12 protein-coding genes are annotated in these 14,159 nt (G+C 63.9%); 9 read left to right on the top strand and 3 right to left on the bottom strand.

Going from position 1 to position 14,159, the window contains the following annotated elements; genetic code table 11:
- Window positions 1-1,296 (bottom strand): sulfoacetaldehyde acetyltransferase (xsc, locus tag ACO1XS_RS08345; RefSeq protein WP_486390411.1); only part of this gene is annotated, 1,296 nt, incomplete at its 3' end.
- Window positions 1,297-1,456: 160 nt separating this feature from the next.
- The gene (locus tag ACO1XS_RS08350; protein ID WP_486390412.1) at window positions 1,457-1,861 is read right to left on the bottom strand and encodes a nuclear transport factor 2 family protein; all 405 of its coding nucleotides are present in this window, start codon (window positions 1,859-1,861) and stop codon (window positions 1,457-1,459) included.
- 354 nt (window positions 1,862-2,215) lie between these two features.
- Between ACO1XS_RS08350 and ACO1XS_RS08355 the strand changes: the two genes are divergently transcribed.
- The 3 genes from ACO1XS_RS08355 to ACO1XS_RS08365 are packed head-to-tail and all read left to right on the top strand — an operon-like array spanning window position 2,216 to window position 4,886.
- On the top strand, window positions 2,216-3,076 hold the full coding sequence (locus tag ACO1XS_RS08355; protein ID WP_331570028.1) for an ABC transporter permease: 861 nt from the start codon (window positions 2,216-2,218) through the stop codon (window positions 3,074-3,076).
- A gap of 24 nt (window positions 3,077-3,100) precedes the next feature.
- A complete protein-coding gene (locus ACO1XS_RS08360) occupies window positions 3,101-4,120 on the top strand; it encodes a taurine ABC transporter substrate-binding protein (RefSeq protein WP_331570026.1) in 1,020 nt (339 codons plus the stop codon).
- 28 nt (window positions 4,121-4,148) lie between these two features.
- Window positions 4,149-4,886 carry an ABC transporter ATP-binding protein gene (locus ACO1XS_RS08365; protein ID WP_486390413.1) on the top strand — a complete coding sequence of 246 codons (738 nt, stop codon included), beginning with the start codon at window positions 4,149-4,151 and terminating at the stop codon, window positions 4,884-4,886.
- Window positions 4,887-4,987: 101 nt separating this feature from the next.
- Here ACO1XS_RS08365 and ACO1XS_RS08370 read toward each other — a convergent pair whose 3' ends face one another.
- The gene (locus ACO1XS_RS08370; RefSeq protein ID WP_486390414.1) at window positions 4,988-5,800 is read right to left on the bottom strand and encodes an IclR family transcriptional regulator; all 813 of its coding nucleotides are present in this window, start codon (window positions 5,798-5,800) and stop codon (window positions 4,988-4,990) included.
- Between the two features lie 308 nt (window positions 5,801-6,108).
- Between ACO1XS_RS08370 and ACO1XS_RS08375 the strand changes: the two genes are divergently transcribed.
- The 6 genes from ACO1XS_RS08375 to ACO1XS_RS08400 all read left to right on the top strand — a co-directional run bounded on the left by ACO1XS_RS08375 (window position 6,109) and on the right by ACO1XS_RS08400 (window position 14,149).
- A complete protein-coding gene (locus ACO1XS_RS08375; protein ID WP_486390415.1) occupies window positions 6,109-6,243 on the top strand; it encodes a hypothetical protein in 135 nt (44 codons plus the stop codon).
- An 11-nt stretch (window positions 6,244-6,254) separates the two neighbouring features.
- On the top strand, window positions 6,255-7,670 hold the full coding sequence (locus tag ACO1XS_RS08380; protein ID WP_486390416.1) for an NAD(P)/FAD-dependent oxidoreductase: 1,416 nt from the start codon (window positions 6,255-6,257) through the stop codon (window positions 7,668-7,670).
- Between the two features lie 217 nt (window positions 7,671-7,887).
- Window positions 7,888-9,315: an amino acid permease gene (locus ACO1XS_RS08385; protein WP_331570016.1), complete on the top strand. Its 1,428-nt coding sequence runs from the start codon at window positions 7,888-7,890 to the stop codon at window positions 9,313-9,315.
- Between the two features lie 137 nt (window positions 9,316-9,452).
- Window positions 9,453-12,413, top strand: a complete 2,961-nt coding sequence (locus tag ACO1XS_RS08390; protein WP_486390417.1) for a molybdopterin oxidoreductase family protein — start codon at window positions 9,453-9,455, stop codon at window positions 12,411-12,413.
- Window positions 12,410-13,153, top strand: a complete 744-nt coding sequence (locus tag ACO1XS_RS08395) for a 4Fe-4S dicluster domain-containing protein (RefSeq protein ID WP_331566627.1) — start codon at window positions 12,410-12,412, stop codon at window positions 13,151-13,153. Before ACO1XS_RS08390 ends, ACO1XS_RS08395 begins: the two co-directional genes overlap by 4 nt.
- A gap of 45 nt (window positions 13,154-13,198) precedes the next feature.
- Window positions 13,199-14,149 carry a dimethyl sulfoxide reductase anchor subunit family protein gene (locus ACO1XS_RS08400; protein ID WP_486390418.1) on the top strand — a complete coding sequence of 317 codons (951 nt, stop codon included), beginning with the start codon at window positions 13,199-13,201 and terminating at the stop codon, window positions 14,147-14,149.
- Window positions 14,150-14,159: the final 10 nt, after the last annotated feature.

Below are 14,159 nucleotides of genomic sequence, written 5' to 3' on the forward strand. Positions count from 1 at the left end.
GACCGAATTGATGTTGCCGATGTCGGTCGACACCATGACGTCCTCGGGCATCGCTTTCTCGAGCTCGCGCAGCACTTGCCTTGGGTGCAGATAGTGCCCGCCGTTGAACGTGCGCTCGTGCTTTTGCTCCTCGATCATGTCAAGGCTGTAGGCGTCGAGCTCGTGCGTCCAGCCGTCGAGTTCTTTTTCCCACGCCGCTTTCTCGGCGGCGATTTGATCGGCGCGTTCGCTGCGCGTGGCATCGCTCGCGAGTTCGCGATTGGCCAGCCTTTGCGTGAGTGCGAGCGCCGAGGCCTTCGCGTCGCCGCAGATGCCTACCGAAATCTTCTTCACGAGGCCGAGCATCTTGTGGTCTGCGTCGATCTGAATGATCTTCGCCTCTTTCGGCCAATAGTCCATGCCGTGCTGGGGCAGGGTGCCGAACGGGCCGAGGCGCGAGCCGAGGGCGATCACCACATCCGCGCGCGCGAGCAGCTTCATGGCCGCTTTCGAGCCCTGATAACCGAGTGGACCGCACCAGAGCGGATGGTTCGCGGGGAACGAGTCGTTGTGCAGATAGCTGTTGACGACCGGCGCGCCCAAGCGCTCGGCCAGCGCCTTGCAAGCCTCGATCGCGTCGGCCATGACCACGCCGCCGCCTGAGATGATGACCGGAAACTTGGCTTGCGCGATCAGATCGGCCGCCTCGTTCAAGCTTTCGTCGCCGCCGGGGCCGCGATCGAGCTTGCGCGGCTGCGGGATCTCGACCTTGACCTTGCCGTAGAAGTAGTCGCGCGGGATGTTGAGCTGGGTCGGTCCCATCTCGGCCTGAGCGCGATCGAAGCAGCGCGCGGTGAATTCGGCCATGCGCGCCGGATGCGTGACATGGCCCTGGTACTTCGTGAATTCCTGAAACATCGGCAACTGATTCGCTTCCTGGAAGCCGCCCAGGCCAATGCCCATCGTCCCGGCTTCGGGCGTGACGATCACGACGGGGCTGTGCGCCCAATAGGCGGCCGCGATCGCGGTCACGCAATTGCTGATGCCGGGGCCGTTTTGGCCGATCACGACGCCGTGGCGGCCCGATACGCGCGCATAGCCGTCGGCCATATGGCCTGCGCCCTGCTCGTGCACGACGGGGATCAGGCGGATGCCGGCCGGCGCGAAGATATCCATCGCGTCCATGAACGCCGAGCCCATGATGCCGAACATGTCGGTCACGCCATTGGCCGCGAGCGTTTCGACGAACGCTTCGGAAGGGGTCATCTCTTGCGGGCCGCTGGCCGTCGCGCGTTGGGAAGTGGATTGGTCGCTCATCAGTGTCTCCGGTCCTCGGTTAACAAAACGCTTGGTTTCGATGCTATTCAGCGTTCCAGTCGGGTCAAGCCGTTCCGTCTACCGACGACGAATTTGGAATGGAATGAAATGATTCGTTTCAAAAGGCCCGCGATGCATGCGGCAACGCGCGCCCTGCGGCTCATGCGGGCTGCTTCGGGCGTTCTTTACGGAAGGCCCGTTTGACCGCGATCAGCCCATCGCGGAATTCGAACAAGTCGCACCCTTCGGCTTCGATGCGCCAGCCGTCCTTGTGCGTGCCGGTAAAGACCCATTCGGACACGCCGCGCTCGCCGGCGACGTAATGCCGGCCGTGGCCCCAATGCGCATCGGGGAAAGCACTGAATACCGCCTCGAATGCGGCGCGCACGGCGTCGCGGCCGACGAAGCGGGTCCCATGCACGTCGGGGCCTGCCGCGGCGTCGAAGACGCAGTCCTCGGTCATGAATCCCATGAGCGCGTCGGCGTCGTGGCGGTTAAAGGCGTCCGAAAACCCGGCGAGCGTGTCGGCCGTCACGGCGCAAGGGGCGAGAGGCGTGGCTGTCATGCATGTCTCCTGAACAATGAGCGGGCCGCGCCTCGCTGGAAGGCAAGCCGCGGCATGGTTTATCGACACGTTAATGGGCGCGCGCAGGGGCCGGTAGCGCCAGATTTCCAGTTTCGCTTGGGCCAGAGTAGAGCGATCATGGACAGGCGGCGCGCTCGTGCGCTGGACCCATCGGATCCCTTCGCCTGGCACTACCGGCGCGCTTATTGTTTGACAATGCTTGACTAAACGGGCGAGCGATCTCCTGTTTGGTCGTACGCGCATCGAGACGCCGATGCGCTTGCTGCAGCGAGGTTGCGTGCCGGATTGCTGCGCGCACCGTGGGCGCCCGATGTAGAACCGAAGGAGACGGCAGTGAGAGCGAGAGCACTACCCGAACACGGCAAGACGATCAAACGGCCCGCCGGGCCGCCGCGCGAGCCGCGCATCAAGCTTCGCCTCGCTCATGCGAGCATGAAATCGTATGGGCTGACGGCCGTCGTGCTGGCGATAGCGGTCCTGCTGTGGCAGGTGGTGTCGATGGCGGGTGTGTTTCCCGCCTTCGCCCTGCCTTCGCCGGTGGCGGTGTGGCGCGCTTTCGTCGACATCGTGCGCGACGGTTACGGCGGGCAGTCGCTCGTCAGCGACATTTTGATCAGTTGCTTTCGCATCGTCATCGGTTTCGTCGGCGCGGTGGCGATCGGCGTGCCCGTGGGCCTCTTGATGTCGCGCAACAAGATCGTGAACGACATCATCGATCCGTTGCTGCAATTCGTGCGGCCCGTGCCGCCGCTCGCCTACATCCCGCTGCTCGTCGTCTGGTTCGGCATCGGCGAGTTGCCCAAGGCCATTCTGATCCTCGTCGGCACGATTCCCGTCATCATCATCGGCACCATGTCCGGCGTCAAAAGCACGCCGCCGCTGCGCATCGCGGTCGCGCGCACGCTCGGGGCGACCAACGCGCAAATCTTCCGAAGAATCGTGCTGCCTTCGGCGTTGCCGGAGATTTTCACGGCCATGCGCGTCGGGATCGGCGTCGCCTGGACCTGTCTCGTCGCGGCCGAACTGATCGCCGCCAGCAGTGGCTTGGGCTGGCTCGTGCAGTTCGCGGGGCAAGCGTTGCAAGTCAGTGTGGTCATCGTCGGCATCGTCATCATCGGGCTGATCGGCTACGCCATGGAATTGGTCATACGCAAAGCCGAGAACTGGGTCGTGCCTTGGCGCGGGCATGACTGATTCCACTCATCGAGGAGACGAAACATGAAAACGAAACACGGGATGGGAGCGGTTGCCGCGGTGTTGCTGGCCGCCGGTAGTTTGGCGGGTGGCATGGCGTACGCGCAGAGCAAGCCCGAGGTCATCATCGGCTATGAAGACAACGGCGCCGATCCGTACATGGTGTCGATGGCCGAGCATTTGTTCGAACGGCACATGAACGCCGACGTGCAGTACAAGCTCTTCAGTTCCGGCCCGGCGGCCATGAGCGCGCTGGCGTCCAACAGCTTGACGTTCATGTGCGGCCTCGGCGTTCCGCCGCTCGTGACGGCGATCGCGCAAGGCTTGCCGATGACGATCGTCTATAACCAGGAGCGCTACACCAACGCGGCCGGCATCGTCGTCAAGCCCGAGAGCGGGATTCGCGATGTGGCGGGCCTGCAGGGCAAGAAAATCGCGATCGTTGCCGGCTCGCAAGCGTCGTTCGAATTGGCGACGTTTCTCGCCCAAGCGCACGTGCCGTATGCGGCCGTGACGCAAATCAACATGGCGCCGCCGCAAATGCGCACGTCCTGGGTGACGGGAGCGATCGATGCGGCCATTGTTTGGGACCCGGTATTTAGCGCACTGCGCGCGGCGGGCGGTAAGGCGATCAAGACCGACGGCGATCTACCGCGCGAGGCGTCGAGCTACAACGTGTGCATCGCGAACGCTGATTGGGCCAAGGCCCATCCCGAGTTGACGGCCGGCTTCGTCGCGGCGCTCGACGAAGGCTATCAAGTGACGCAGGCGCATCGCGATCGCGCGCTGGCAGAGATGGCGCGGCAAACGGGTGTGACGGTCCCGGTGGCACAAAGCGAATTGGCCGGCTACGAGTTGTTTTCCGGTGCGGATCAGACCACGGCAAAGGTGATGGGCTCCGGCGCGGGTGTGAAGACATCGGCCACCTACCAAACCTTGGTCAACACCGCAAAGGTGCTCAACACGATCGGCCGCATTCAGTCGGTACCGGCCAGTTTCGATGCGAACGTTGCACCGCAGTATTCGCAATCGCTTGCCCATTGAGCGCGTCGCAGCGCCGTAGGAGACGGATTTGAACATCGTCATCGATTCGCTATACAAGACGTTCGGCGCAACTTCGGCGCTCGAGAACATCAATCTGCAGTTCCAAGGCGGCGAATTCGTCACCGTGCTCGGCGCATCGGGCTGCGGCAAGACCACCTTGCTGCACCTGCTCGCCGGGCTCACGTCTCCTTCGCGCGGCAACATCTACATCGACGGCGAGGCCAAGAGCGCGCCCGGGGCTGATCGCGTCGTCGTCTTCCAGCAGGCCGGGTTGCTGCCCTGGCTGAGCGTGGAGGAGAACATCGAGTTCGGTCTTTCACTGCACGGCGTGCCGAAGGCGAAACGGCGGCAGGCGTCGGCCGAAATCCTGCGCACGATCGGCCTCGAAGCGTTCGGGCACGCCAAGACCTACGAGCTATCGGGCGGTATGCAGCAGCGCGTGGCGATCGCGCGTGCGCTCGTGATGAAGCCCAAGGTCTTGCTGATGGATGAGCCCTTCGGCGCGTTGGACGCGCAAACGCGCACGGCCATGCAGCGGTTCCTGACGGAGCTATGGGAGCAATTGCATTGCACGATCGTGTTCATCACGCACGACATCGACGAAGCGGTCTTTCTCGGCACGCGCCTCGTGGTGTTGTCGTCGCGGCCGGGGCGCGTCGCGCTCGATGTGCCGATCGAGTTGGATCGGCCGCGCACGCCGCAAACCGAGTTCGAGCCGCATTTTCTAGCGCTCAAAAAGCGGGCGATGGACATCCTGGCGCATTGACACCTGCATTGACCCGCAACGCGGGGGTCGGAGGGCGTGGGCTGGACGCCGACGCGAGCCACGCGCTGTCTGCGCGTGCGCCCGCGCCGGGATGGGCGCTGTTAAACGCGGCTCGCGTGGAGCAGCGGCGCGAGCCCGCTGGCAGCTTCTTTCATCTGCGGCACGGCTTTGAGTAGATCGTCGAGCGTCGCGCGCGCGGTCGGCGCATGAACGGCCAGCGACGCCAGCACATGGCCGTCGTCCGCGTCTTTCACGGGCACCGCGACCGCCACCATGCCGCGTACGAACTCCTCGTTATCGATGCCGACGCCGCGCGGGCCGAGGCGGTCGAGTTCGGCGGCGAGCGTTTTCGGGTCGGTGAGCGTGCGGTGCGTCATCTTCTTGAGCGTCATGCGCGCGAGCATGGCGTTGCGCTCGAGCAGTGTCATTTGCGAAAGAAACAGCTTGCCGCTCGCCGTGCAATGCAACGGCACGCGCATGCCGGGGCGCATTTCGAGCCGTAGCGGTTCGGTGGTCTCGACGCGCTCGACGTACAGCACCGCGTCGTTATCGAGCGCGGTCAGATTGCAGGTCTCGCCGAGCACCTCGACGAGCGCACGCAGCACCGAGCGGCAGCCACGCGTGAAGGTGTTGTTCGATAGGGTGGCCAGCGCGAACTGCGCCGAGCGCGGACCGAGCGCGATCGCGCGATCGTTGCCGCGCGAATCGGGCATATGCATGACGTAGCCGCGCGATTCCAAGGCTTCGATCATCCGCAGCAGCGTGGCCTTCGGGATGCGCAGCCGCGCGGACAGCTGCGACAGCGTATAGGGCTGTCCCGCAGCCGCTAGCGCTTCGAGCACGGCAAGCGCGCGCAGCACGCGCGCTTCGTCGGCAGGTGTGGCGTCGGGTGATGTAGAGGCGGTGTCGGACATACGTATCGGTTCGTCGCGGACGACGAGATAAATGAACCGTTTTGTACCACTTCATAGCGTGCGGCATGAAATTGCGGCTGCCTATGCTGGTTTATGCCGATAGGGGGCGCGGCTCGTTCGACGCGGCGACGATCGCATGCGTCGGCTTGCCGGCACGGCATGGCGTCCGCGCTCGGTGCCCTGGTCCAAGCGAATCTGCGCCACTGGTTCTACCTGCGCGAAATTGGCCTACCTACACTTTCCTCGACGGATCGCCGCATCGAAAGCGTTGCGCGCGAACGACTGAAAAGAACGACCAGGAGATAGAGATGGGCAACAGGCATTGCGCAAGGCTCGAGGGCGCGGCAAGCGTGGCCGGCGCGAGCGGTCATGAAGGCGGCCCGAGCACGGCGGCCGCGCACGCCAAGCAGGCCGCTGCGCGCGTCGCACCGGCCAATCATTAGGAGTCCTCATTATGGAATACAGCTCAGTCGAGCGGGCGGCGAGCGGCTTTGCGCCGGACCCGGCGACCGACCGGCGCTACGATCCGAAGTACGATCCGCTCGTCTCTCCAGGGCCCGGGCACGGCAAGGACTACGCGCCGACGTACTGGGTCGCGACCGCCGGCACGCCGCCGGCCGACGATGGTCCGATCGTCAAGGACATCGACGTCGATGTCGCGATCATCGGTGGCGGCTATACCGGGCTGGCGACGGCGTTGTGCCTGGCGCGCGAGCATGGCATCAAGGCGGTCGTGCTCGAAGCCAATCGCACGAGCTGGGGCTGCAGCAGCCGCAATGGCGGTCAGGCACAAAATGCATCGGGTCGCCTCTCGCGCTCGCAGTGGATCGAGCGCTGGGGCAAAGGCGTCGCGCTCAAGATGCATGAAGAGATCCTCGAAGGCTTCGAGCACTTCAAGTCGTTTGTTGCCGAGATCGATTGCGATCCGCAACCGGGCGGGCACTTTCTCATCGCGCATCGTCCCCGCATGATGGACAAGCTCGCCGCCGAAGCGAAAGTCTGGAAGGACGTGTTCGGTTACCCGTCTGAATTACTGAGCGCGCAAACCTTCCGCCGGGAATTCATCGACGATCACGAGGCGGCCGGCGCACTGCACGAGCCCGAGGGGATCGGCATTCACGCGCTCAAGCTCGCCTTCGGGTACCTGCGACTTGCGCGAGCGGCGGGCGCGCGCGTGCACACGAGCAGCCCCGTGACCGGTTGGGAGACGATTGGCGGCGTGCATCATCTGCATACGCCGGGCGGCGTAGTGCGCGCCCGCTCGGTGGGCATCGCAACGGGCGCGTATACGGCCCAGACGTTGCACCCGGCGCTGCGCAGCAAGGTGATGCCGATTCTGTCGAATTCGATGGTCACGCGCGTGCTGACCGACGCCGAAATCGCCGCGTGCAACTTTCGTACGACGCAGGTGCTGACCGATACGCGCACGCTGCGGTTCTACTACCGCGTTCTGCCCGATCGGCGCTTGCAGATCGGCAGTCGCAGCGCGATCACGGGCGAGGACGCGCCGAACCCGCGCCATCTGGATCTGCTCAAGGAAGGCATGGCGCGCAAGTTTCCGGCATTGAGCGGCGTGGATATCGACTATTCGTGGTGGGGCTGGGTAGACGTGAGCCATGACATGATGCCGCGCGTGTGCCAGCCCGATCCGAAGCAGTCGGTCTACTATGCGCTCGGCTACGGCGGCAACGGCGTGTCGTATTCGCAGCAAGCCGGACGAAGGCTGGCCGAGCGCATCGCGGGCAAGAGCGCGCACCAGACGCTGCCGATTTTCACGAGCCCGCTGCCGGGCCACCCGTTCGCGCCGTTCCGCAGAATCGGCCAACGCATGCTCTATTTTCAATACTTCAGGCGCGACGAACGGCCGTAAGCCACGCGCGGCGCTCGCCGCGATCGCCGTCATGCACGCCCGGCCGATGGCAGGCCGGGCCTCGCATCGCCCATTACGACAGCAATAAGGCCCGTCCATGCGGCGGGGAGCGCGCACGCCTTTGCGTGCGCGTTCGAAGGCGCTCGCCATTGCCCAGGCAATTGCTAATTGGCAGTTTCGCCTCGACAGCGGTTATATCACTAGATATGGAGAAGACATGCAACCATCGATGGATAACAGCACACTGAAATGCGGGCTCAAGCAGCGTCATATGACGATGATTGCGCTTGGCGGCGTGATTGGGGCAGGGCTTTTCGTGGGCAGCGGGGTCGTCATTCAGCAAACGGGCCCCGCCGCCATTCTGTCGTTTCTGATCACGGGCGTGCTCGTCGTGCTCGTGATGCGCATGCTCGGCGAGATGGCTTGCGCCATGCCCGCCGTCGGGTCCTTCTACGAATATGCGCGGCTCGCATTCGCGAACCGGCGGGGGCCCGGCAGGCTCGCCGGGTTTTTGACCGGGTGGATGTACTGGTACTTCTGGGTCATCGTGGTTGCGCTCGAGGCGGTGGCGGGCGCGAAGCTCGTGCAGTTCTGGCTGCCGGACACGCCCGCATGGCTCATCAGCCTCGTCCTGCTCGTGGTGCTCACGGCGACGAACCTGATTTCGGTCGGCAGCTACGGTGAGTTCGAGTTTTGGTTTTCGTCGATCAAAGTCGGGGCGATCATCGTTTTCCTGTTTCTCGGCGGCCTCTATGTGCTGGGTTTGTGGCCGGCATCGTTGCACACGAGCGCCGTGCTGCCGACGTTGCTCGGTCATGGAGGCTTCATGCCGCTCGGCATCGGACCGGTATTGAGCGGTGCGGTCGCGGCGACGGGTTTCTACTTCGGTGCGGAGATCGTGACCATCGCTGCGGCTGAGGCGCACGAGCCGGCGCGGGCGGTGGCCAAGGCCACCAACTCGGTGATCACACGCGTGCTCGTGTTCTACGTGGGTTCGGTCGCGCTCGTCGTCGCGCTGGTGCCGTGGAATTCGGCCCGCATGGCAACGCCTTATGTCAGCGCGTTGCAGGTGATGGGATTGCCCGCCGCGGCGCACGTCATGAATGCGATCGTGCTGACCGCCGTGCTCTCGGCGCTCAACTCGGGGCTCTATGCCGCATCGCGCATGCTGTTTGCTTTGACGCGCAACGGCGACGCGCCGAGTTCGCTCGCGAAGGTCAATCGGCGCGGCGTGCCGGTGCGCGCGATTTTGCTGGGCACGCTGTTCGGGTACGTTTCGGTCGTCATGTCATACGTTTCGCCCGATACCGTGTTCGCATTTCTCGTCGATTCGTACGGCACCGTTGCAATCTTCGTCTACGTGTTGATCGCGTTTTCCCAATTGCGCTTGCGCAGCCGGCTCGATCGCGCGCAAGCGGACCGCCTTCGCGTGAAGATGTGGGGCTTCCCGTATCTCACCTGGCTCTCGATCGCCGGCATGATCGGCATCCTGGTTGCGATGGCGTTCATACCCGATCAGCGTAAGCCGCTCTGGCTCGGCGTCGCGAGCCTGGGGATGCTGCTGCTCGCCTATGCCCTGTTCGTGCGGCGGCGCCGCGAGCGCGCCGTCGACGAGCACGAGTTGGCTTCCTATCCCCCTCGCTGAATTATCGCTGCGGCCGATAGTTTCGATCACCGAATACAACTTTTAGCCGGCCGCGGACGCACCTACCATAGCCCTATCCCACTGCGGGCGCTGCTTCGTCGAGGCCGCGCGCCGCGTTGCGCAAACGAGAGAGCACGATGGACCATCACGCGCGTACGCAAAATGAGAAGCTCGAGTTCAAGACGACGACGTGCTACATGTGCGCCTGCCGTTGCGGCATTCGCGTGCATCTGCGCGACGGCGAAGTGCGTTACATCGACGGCAACCCCGAGCACCCGCTCAACCAGGGCGTGATTTGCGCCAAGGGCGCCTCGGGCATCATGAAGCAGTATTCGCCCGCGCGGCTCACGCAGCCATTGATGCGCAAGGCGGGCGCCGAGCGGGGCGAGGCCCGGTTCGAGCCGGTCTCGTGGGAGGTCGCGTTCGACGTGCTGGAGAAACGTCTTTCGCATTTGCGCGCGACCGACCCGAAGCAGTTCGCGCTCTTCACGGGCCGCGACCAGATGCAAGCGCTCACGGGCCTCTTCGCCAAGCAGTTCGGCACGCCCAATTACGCGGCCCATGGCGGCTTTTGTTCGGCCAACATGGCGGCCGGCATGATCTACACGATGGGCGGTTCGTTTTGGGAGTTCGGCGGCCCGGATTTGGATCACGCCAAGCTCTTCTTCATGATCGGCACCGCCGAAGATCATCATTCGAATCCATTGAAGATCGCGTTGTCCAAGTTCAAGCGGGCAGGGGGGCGCTTCATTGCCATCAACCCCGTGCGCACCGGGTACGCGGCGATTGCGGACGAATGGGTCCCGATTCGGCCCGGCACCGACGGCGCGTTGTTCATGGCGTTGATCCGCGAATTGATCGAACACGATGGCTACGATCGTGCATTCGTCGAGCGGTTTTCGAATGCAGCCGAGCTCGTCGATTTGCGCGAGGACCGCGATACCTTCGGGCTGTTCATGCGCGATCCAGGCGCGCCCGAAGTGAATGCGCTCTATCCCCAGAATCACCTATGGTGGGATACGCACACCGATCGTGCCGTGCTGCATCACACGGACGGCGCGCAGCCCGCGCTCGAGGGCCGTTATGTGCTCGAGGACGATACGCCCGTCGCGCCGTCGTTCGCATTGCTGCGAGAGCAGGTTGCCCACTGCACTCCGCAATGGGCGGAGCGAATCACGGGCATCGCTGCCGAGACGATCGCGCGTATCGCGCGCGAAATGGCGACGGTCGCGCGCGAGCAGCGCATCGTGTTGCCGGTGCAGTGGACCGATTCGTGGGGCAAGACGCACGATACGGTGGAGGGCGCACCGGTTGCGTTTCATGCCATGCGTGGCTTGGCGGCGCATTCGAACGGATTTCAAACGATCCGCGCGATGGCCGTATTGATGTCGCTGCTCGGCACCATCGACCGGCCGGGCGGCTTTCGGCACAAGTCGCCGTATCCGCGTGCGGCGCCGCCTTCGGCGAAACCGCCCAACGATCCTGCCTCGATCAAGCCCAATACGCCGCTGGCCGCGGGGCCGCTCGGCTGGCCCGCTTCGCCTGCGGATCTGTTCGTGCACGAGGACGGTTCGCCTGCGCGCATCGACAAAGCATTTTCATGGGAGTACCCGCTGGCCGTGCACGGCCTCATGCATTCGGTGATCACGAACGCTTGGCGCGGCGATCCCTATCCGATCGACACGCTGCTGATCTTCATGGCGAACATGGCATGGAATTCGTCGATGAATCCGGGCCAAGTGCGCAACATGCTCGTCGATAAGCGCGAGGACGGCCAATACAAGATTCCGTTTCTCGTGGTGTGCGATGCGTTTCAGTCAGAGATGACCGCGTTTGCCGATTTGATTCTGCCCGACACGACTTATCTCGAGCGGCACGATGTGATGTCGATGCTCGACCGTCCGATCTCGGAATTCGACGGGCCCGTCGATTCGGTGCGGGTGCCGGTCGTGCCGCCGACCGGCGAATGTAAGCCATTCCAGGAAGTGCTGATCGAACTCGCGAGCCGCTTGAAACTTCCCGCGTTCACGACGCCGCAAGGCACGCGCAAGTTCCGCGACTATCCGGACTTCATCGTCAATTTCCAGACGGCGCCCAATTCGGGCACGGGTTTTCTGATCGGCTGGCGCGGCAAGGATGGCGACAAGGCGGTGGTGGGCGAACCGAACCCGAAGCAGTGGGAACAGTACGCGAGCAACAACTGTGTGTATCACCACAGGTTGCCCGAATCGCTGCAGTACATGCGCAATTGCAACGGCCCGTATATGCAATGGGCCGTCGATAACGGCATGCGCAAGTTCGGTTTGCCGATCGTCATTCAACTCTATTCGGAAGTGATGCAGACGTTTCGCCTCGCGGCGCAGGGCAAGACGAGCGGGCGGCAGCCGCCCGATCATTTGCGCGAGCGGATCGTGCGTCATTTCGATCCGCTGCCGTTCTGGTATCCGCCGCTCGAAATGGATGTAACCGATCTGAACCGCTATCCGCTCGCGGCAATCACGCAGCGGCCGATGGCGATGTATCACTCATGGGATTCGCAGAATGCGTGGCTGCGGCAGATTCATGGCGAAAACCACTTATTCGTCAATCCCGCGACGGCCGCCGCAGCCGGGATCGACGACGACGGTTGGATCTACGTCGAATCGCCGTGGGGCAAAGTGCGTTGCCGCGCGCGCTATAGCGAGGCCGTGGAACCCGGCACCGTCTGGACCTGGAATGCGATCGGCAAGGCGGCCGGCGCATGGAATCTCGGGCCTGGCGCGGGGGAATCTCAACGCGGCTTTTTGCTGAACCACGTGATCACCGACGAGTTGCCGAGCGATATGCAAGCCGGGGAGCGGATCTCGAATTCCGATCCCATCACCGGGCAGGCGGGTTGGTACGACGTGCGCGTGCGCATTTATCGCGCCGAAGCCGATGCCGCGACGACACTGCCGCAATTCGAGCCGATGCAGCCGTTGCCCGGTTCGACGAACGTGTTGCAGCGCATGCAGGCGTATTTCGCCTGCAAGGGTGAGTTCGCGGCGAGACTGCGCCGCAAGGGGGCAACCGGCACGTCGCCGAGCGAAGCGGTGCAGCGAGAAGGAGATCGATCATGACGCAGATGGCGCTTGTCATCGACCTGAACGTTTGCGTGGGTTGCCACGCATGCGTGACGAGTTGCAAGGAGTGGAACACGTCTGGCGAGGCGGGCAGTCTTGCCGATGTTCACCCGTATGAGGACGATCCGTCCGGGACCTTCTTCAATCGCGTGCAGACGTATGAAGCGGGCGTGTTCCCGATGACCGACACGATCCACTTCCCGAAATCGTGCCTGCATTGCGAGGATCCGCCATGTGTGCCCGTCTGCCCGACGGGTGCGAGCTACAAGCGCAAGTCCGACGGCATCGTGCTGGTCGACTACGACAAGTGTATCGGGTGCAAGTACTGTGCATGGGCTTGCCCGTATGGCGCGCGCGAGCTCGACGAAGGTCGCAAGGAGATGACCAAATGCACGTTGTGCGCGGACCGCATCGACAACGAAGCACTGCCGGAGCGCGATCGCAAGCCTGCGTGCGTCCTGGCCTGCCCGACTTCGGCGCGCTTGTTCGGGGATATCCACGATCCGCAGTCGGAGGTTTCGCGCGCGATCAGCGAGCGCGGCGGCTATCAACTCATGCCGGAGTGGGATACGAAGCCCTCGAACCATTACTTGCCGCGCGTCACAACCGCATCTTCTTGCGGTTGCGGCAGCGATAGCGCTTGCGCCGGCGCGGCGTCCGGCGCGCAACCGGCATCGCTCGAAGCGAAACTCGAACGCGGTGAAATCGCGCTTGCCGCACTGGCCGTGCGGCGTTGAAGGTCACACATTCACTCAATTCAAACAGCACCGACGGAGAGCCCTATGCGGCCCGCTTTTTCAGTCATTTTCCTCACGACGCTTTGCGGTGCGGCGCAAGGTCTGCTGCTCACCCTGGTCGCACTCGAAGCCACCGCACGCTTTGCAGCAGGCGTGGCCGTGCCTTCGGCGTTCTATGTCGTTGGCGCTGCGCTCGCGGTCGTGCTGGGCGCCCTCGGCCTGATCGCATCGTTTTTTCACCTGGGTCACCCTGAGCGAGCCTGGCGCGCGATCGCCATGTGGCGCACGTCGTGGCTCTCGCGCGAATGCATCGCACTGCCGGCGTTCTTATCGCTCACGACCGCGTATGGACTCGCGCATTGGCTAGGATGGGGCGATACGCTTGCAATCGGTTTGATCGCCGCCGCGGCGAGTATCGTCTTGTTCGTGTGCACAGCGATGATCTATGCCTGCTTGCGCTTTCTGCAGGAATGGGCGAGTCCGCTCACGCTCGTGAACTTCGCCCTGCTCGGCTGTGCTTCCGGCTGCACGCTCGCAACGGCATATGCGGCGTGGCTCGCACCGGCGCTCGTCGTCATGCTCGCGCCATGCGCATGTGTGTTGACGCTCGCCGGTTGCGCGAGCCGCTTGGCCTCGCTCATGCGTAACGCGCGCCTGAAGCCGAAATCGACCGTGCAGAGCGCAACCGGTATTCGCCACGGCAAAGTCGAGCAGAAGTCGCGCGGCTTCACCGCGAGCGCATTCAATACGCGCGAGTTCTTTCATGGGCAGAACGCCGGCACGCTGCGCGCGATCAAGGCGGGGTTCATGACGGCTGCGTTCGCCGCGCCGTTCGTGCTGACCGGCGTGGGCGCGCTCGCGCCGCGAGCGAGCGCGGCGGCGCTCGTGCTAGGCGCCGCGTTCGTGATTCAGTATGTGGGGCTCATCGCCGAGCGCTGGTTCTTCTTCGCCGATGCGGCGCATCCGCAGAACATCTACTATCAGCGCGCGTCGTAAAACTGGCCCC

The sequence above is a fragment of the Trinickia sp. genome (assembly GCF_057351765.1).

What these genes read in the sequence shown, in the direction of transcription:
- ACO1XS_RS08395 (WP_331566627.1), top strand. Translation starts at nt 12,410, where the DNA reads ATGACGCAGATGGCGCTTGTCATCGACCTGAACGTTTGCGTGGGTTGC.
- ACO1XS_RS08375 (WP_486390415.1), top strand. Translation starts at nt 6,109, where the DNA reads ATGGGCAACAGGCATTGCGCAAGGCTCGAGGGCGCGGCAAGCGTGGCC.
- ACO1XS_RS08385 (WP_331570016.1), top strand. Translation starts at nt 7,888, where the DNA reads ATGCAACCATCGATGGATAACAGCACACTGAAATGCGGGCTCAAGCAG.
- ACO1XS_RS08390 (WP_486390417.1), top strand. Translation starts at nt 9,453, where the DNA reads ATGGACCATCACGCGCGTACGCAAAATGAGAAGCTCGAGTTCAAGACG.
- ACO1XS_RS08380 (WP_486390416.1), top strand. Translation starts at nt 6,255, where the DNA reads ATGGAATACAGCTCAGTCGAGCGGGCGGCGAGCGGCTTTGCGCCGGAC.
- ACO1XS_RS08360 (WP_331570026.1), top strand. Translation starts at nt 3,101, where the DNA reads ATGAAAACGAAACACGGGATGGGAGCGGTTGCCGCGGTGTTGCTGGCC.
- ACO1XS_RS08400 (WP_486390418.1), top strand. Translation starts at nt 13,199, where the DNA reads ATGCGGCCCGCTTTTTCAGTCATTTTCCTCACGACGCTTTGCGGTGCG.
- ACO1XS_RS08370 (WP_486390414.1), bottom strand. Translation starts at nt 5,800, where the DNA reads ATGTCCGACACCGCCTCTACATCACCCGACGCCACACCTGCCGACGAA.
- ACO1XS_RS08350 (WP_486390412.1), bottom strand. Translation starts at nt 1,861, where the DNA reads ATGACAGCCACGCCTCTCGCCCCTTGCGCCGTGACGGCCGACACGCTC.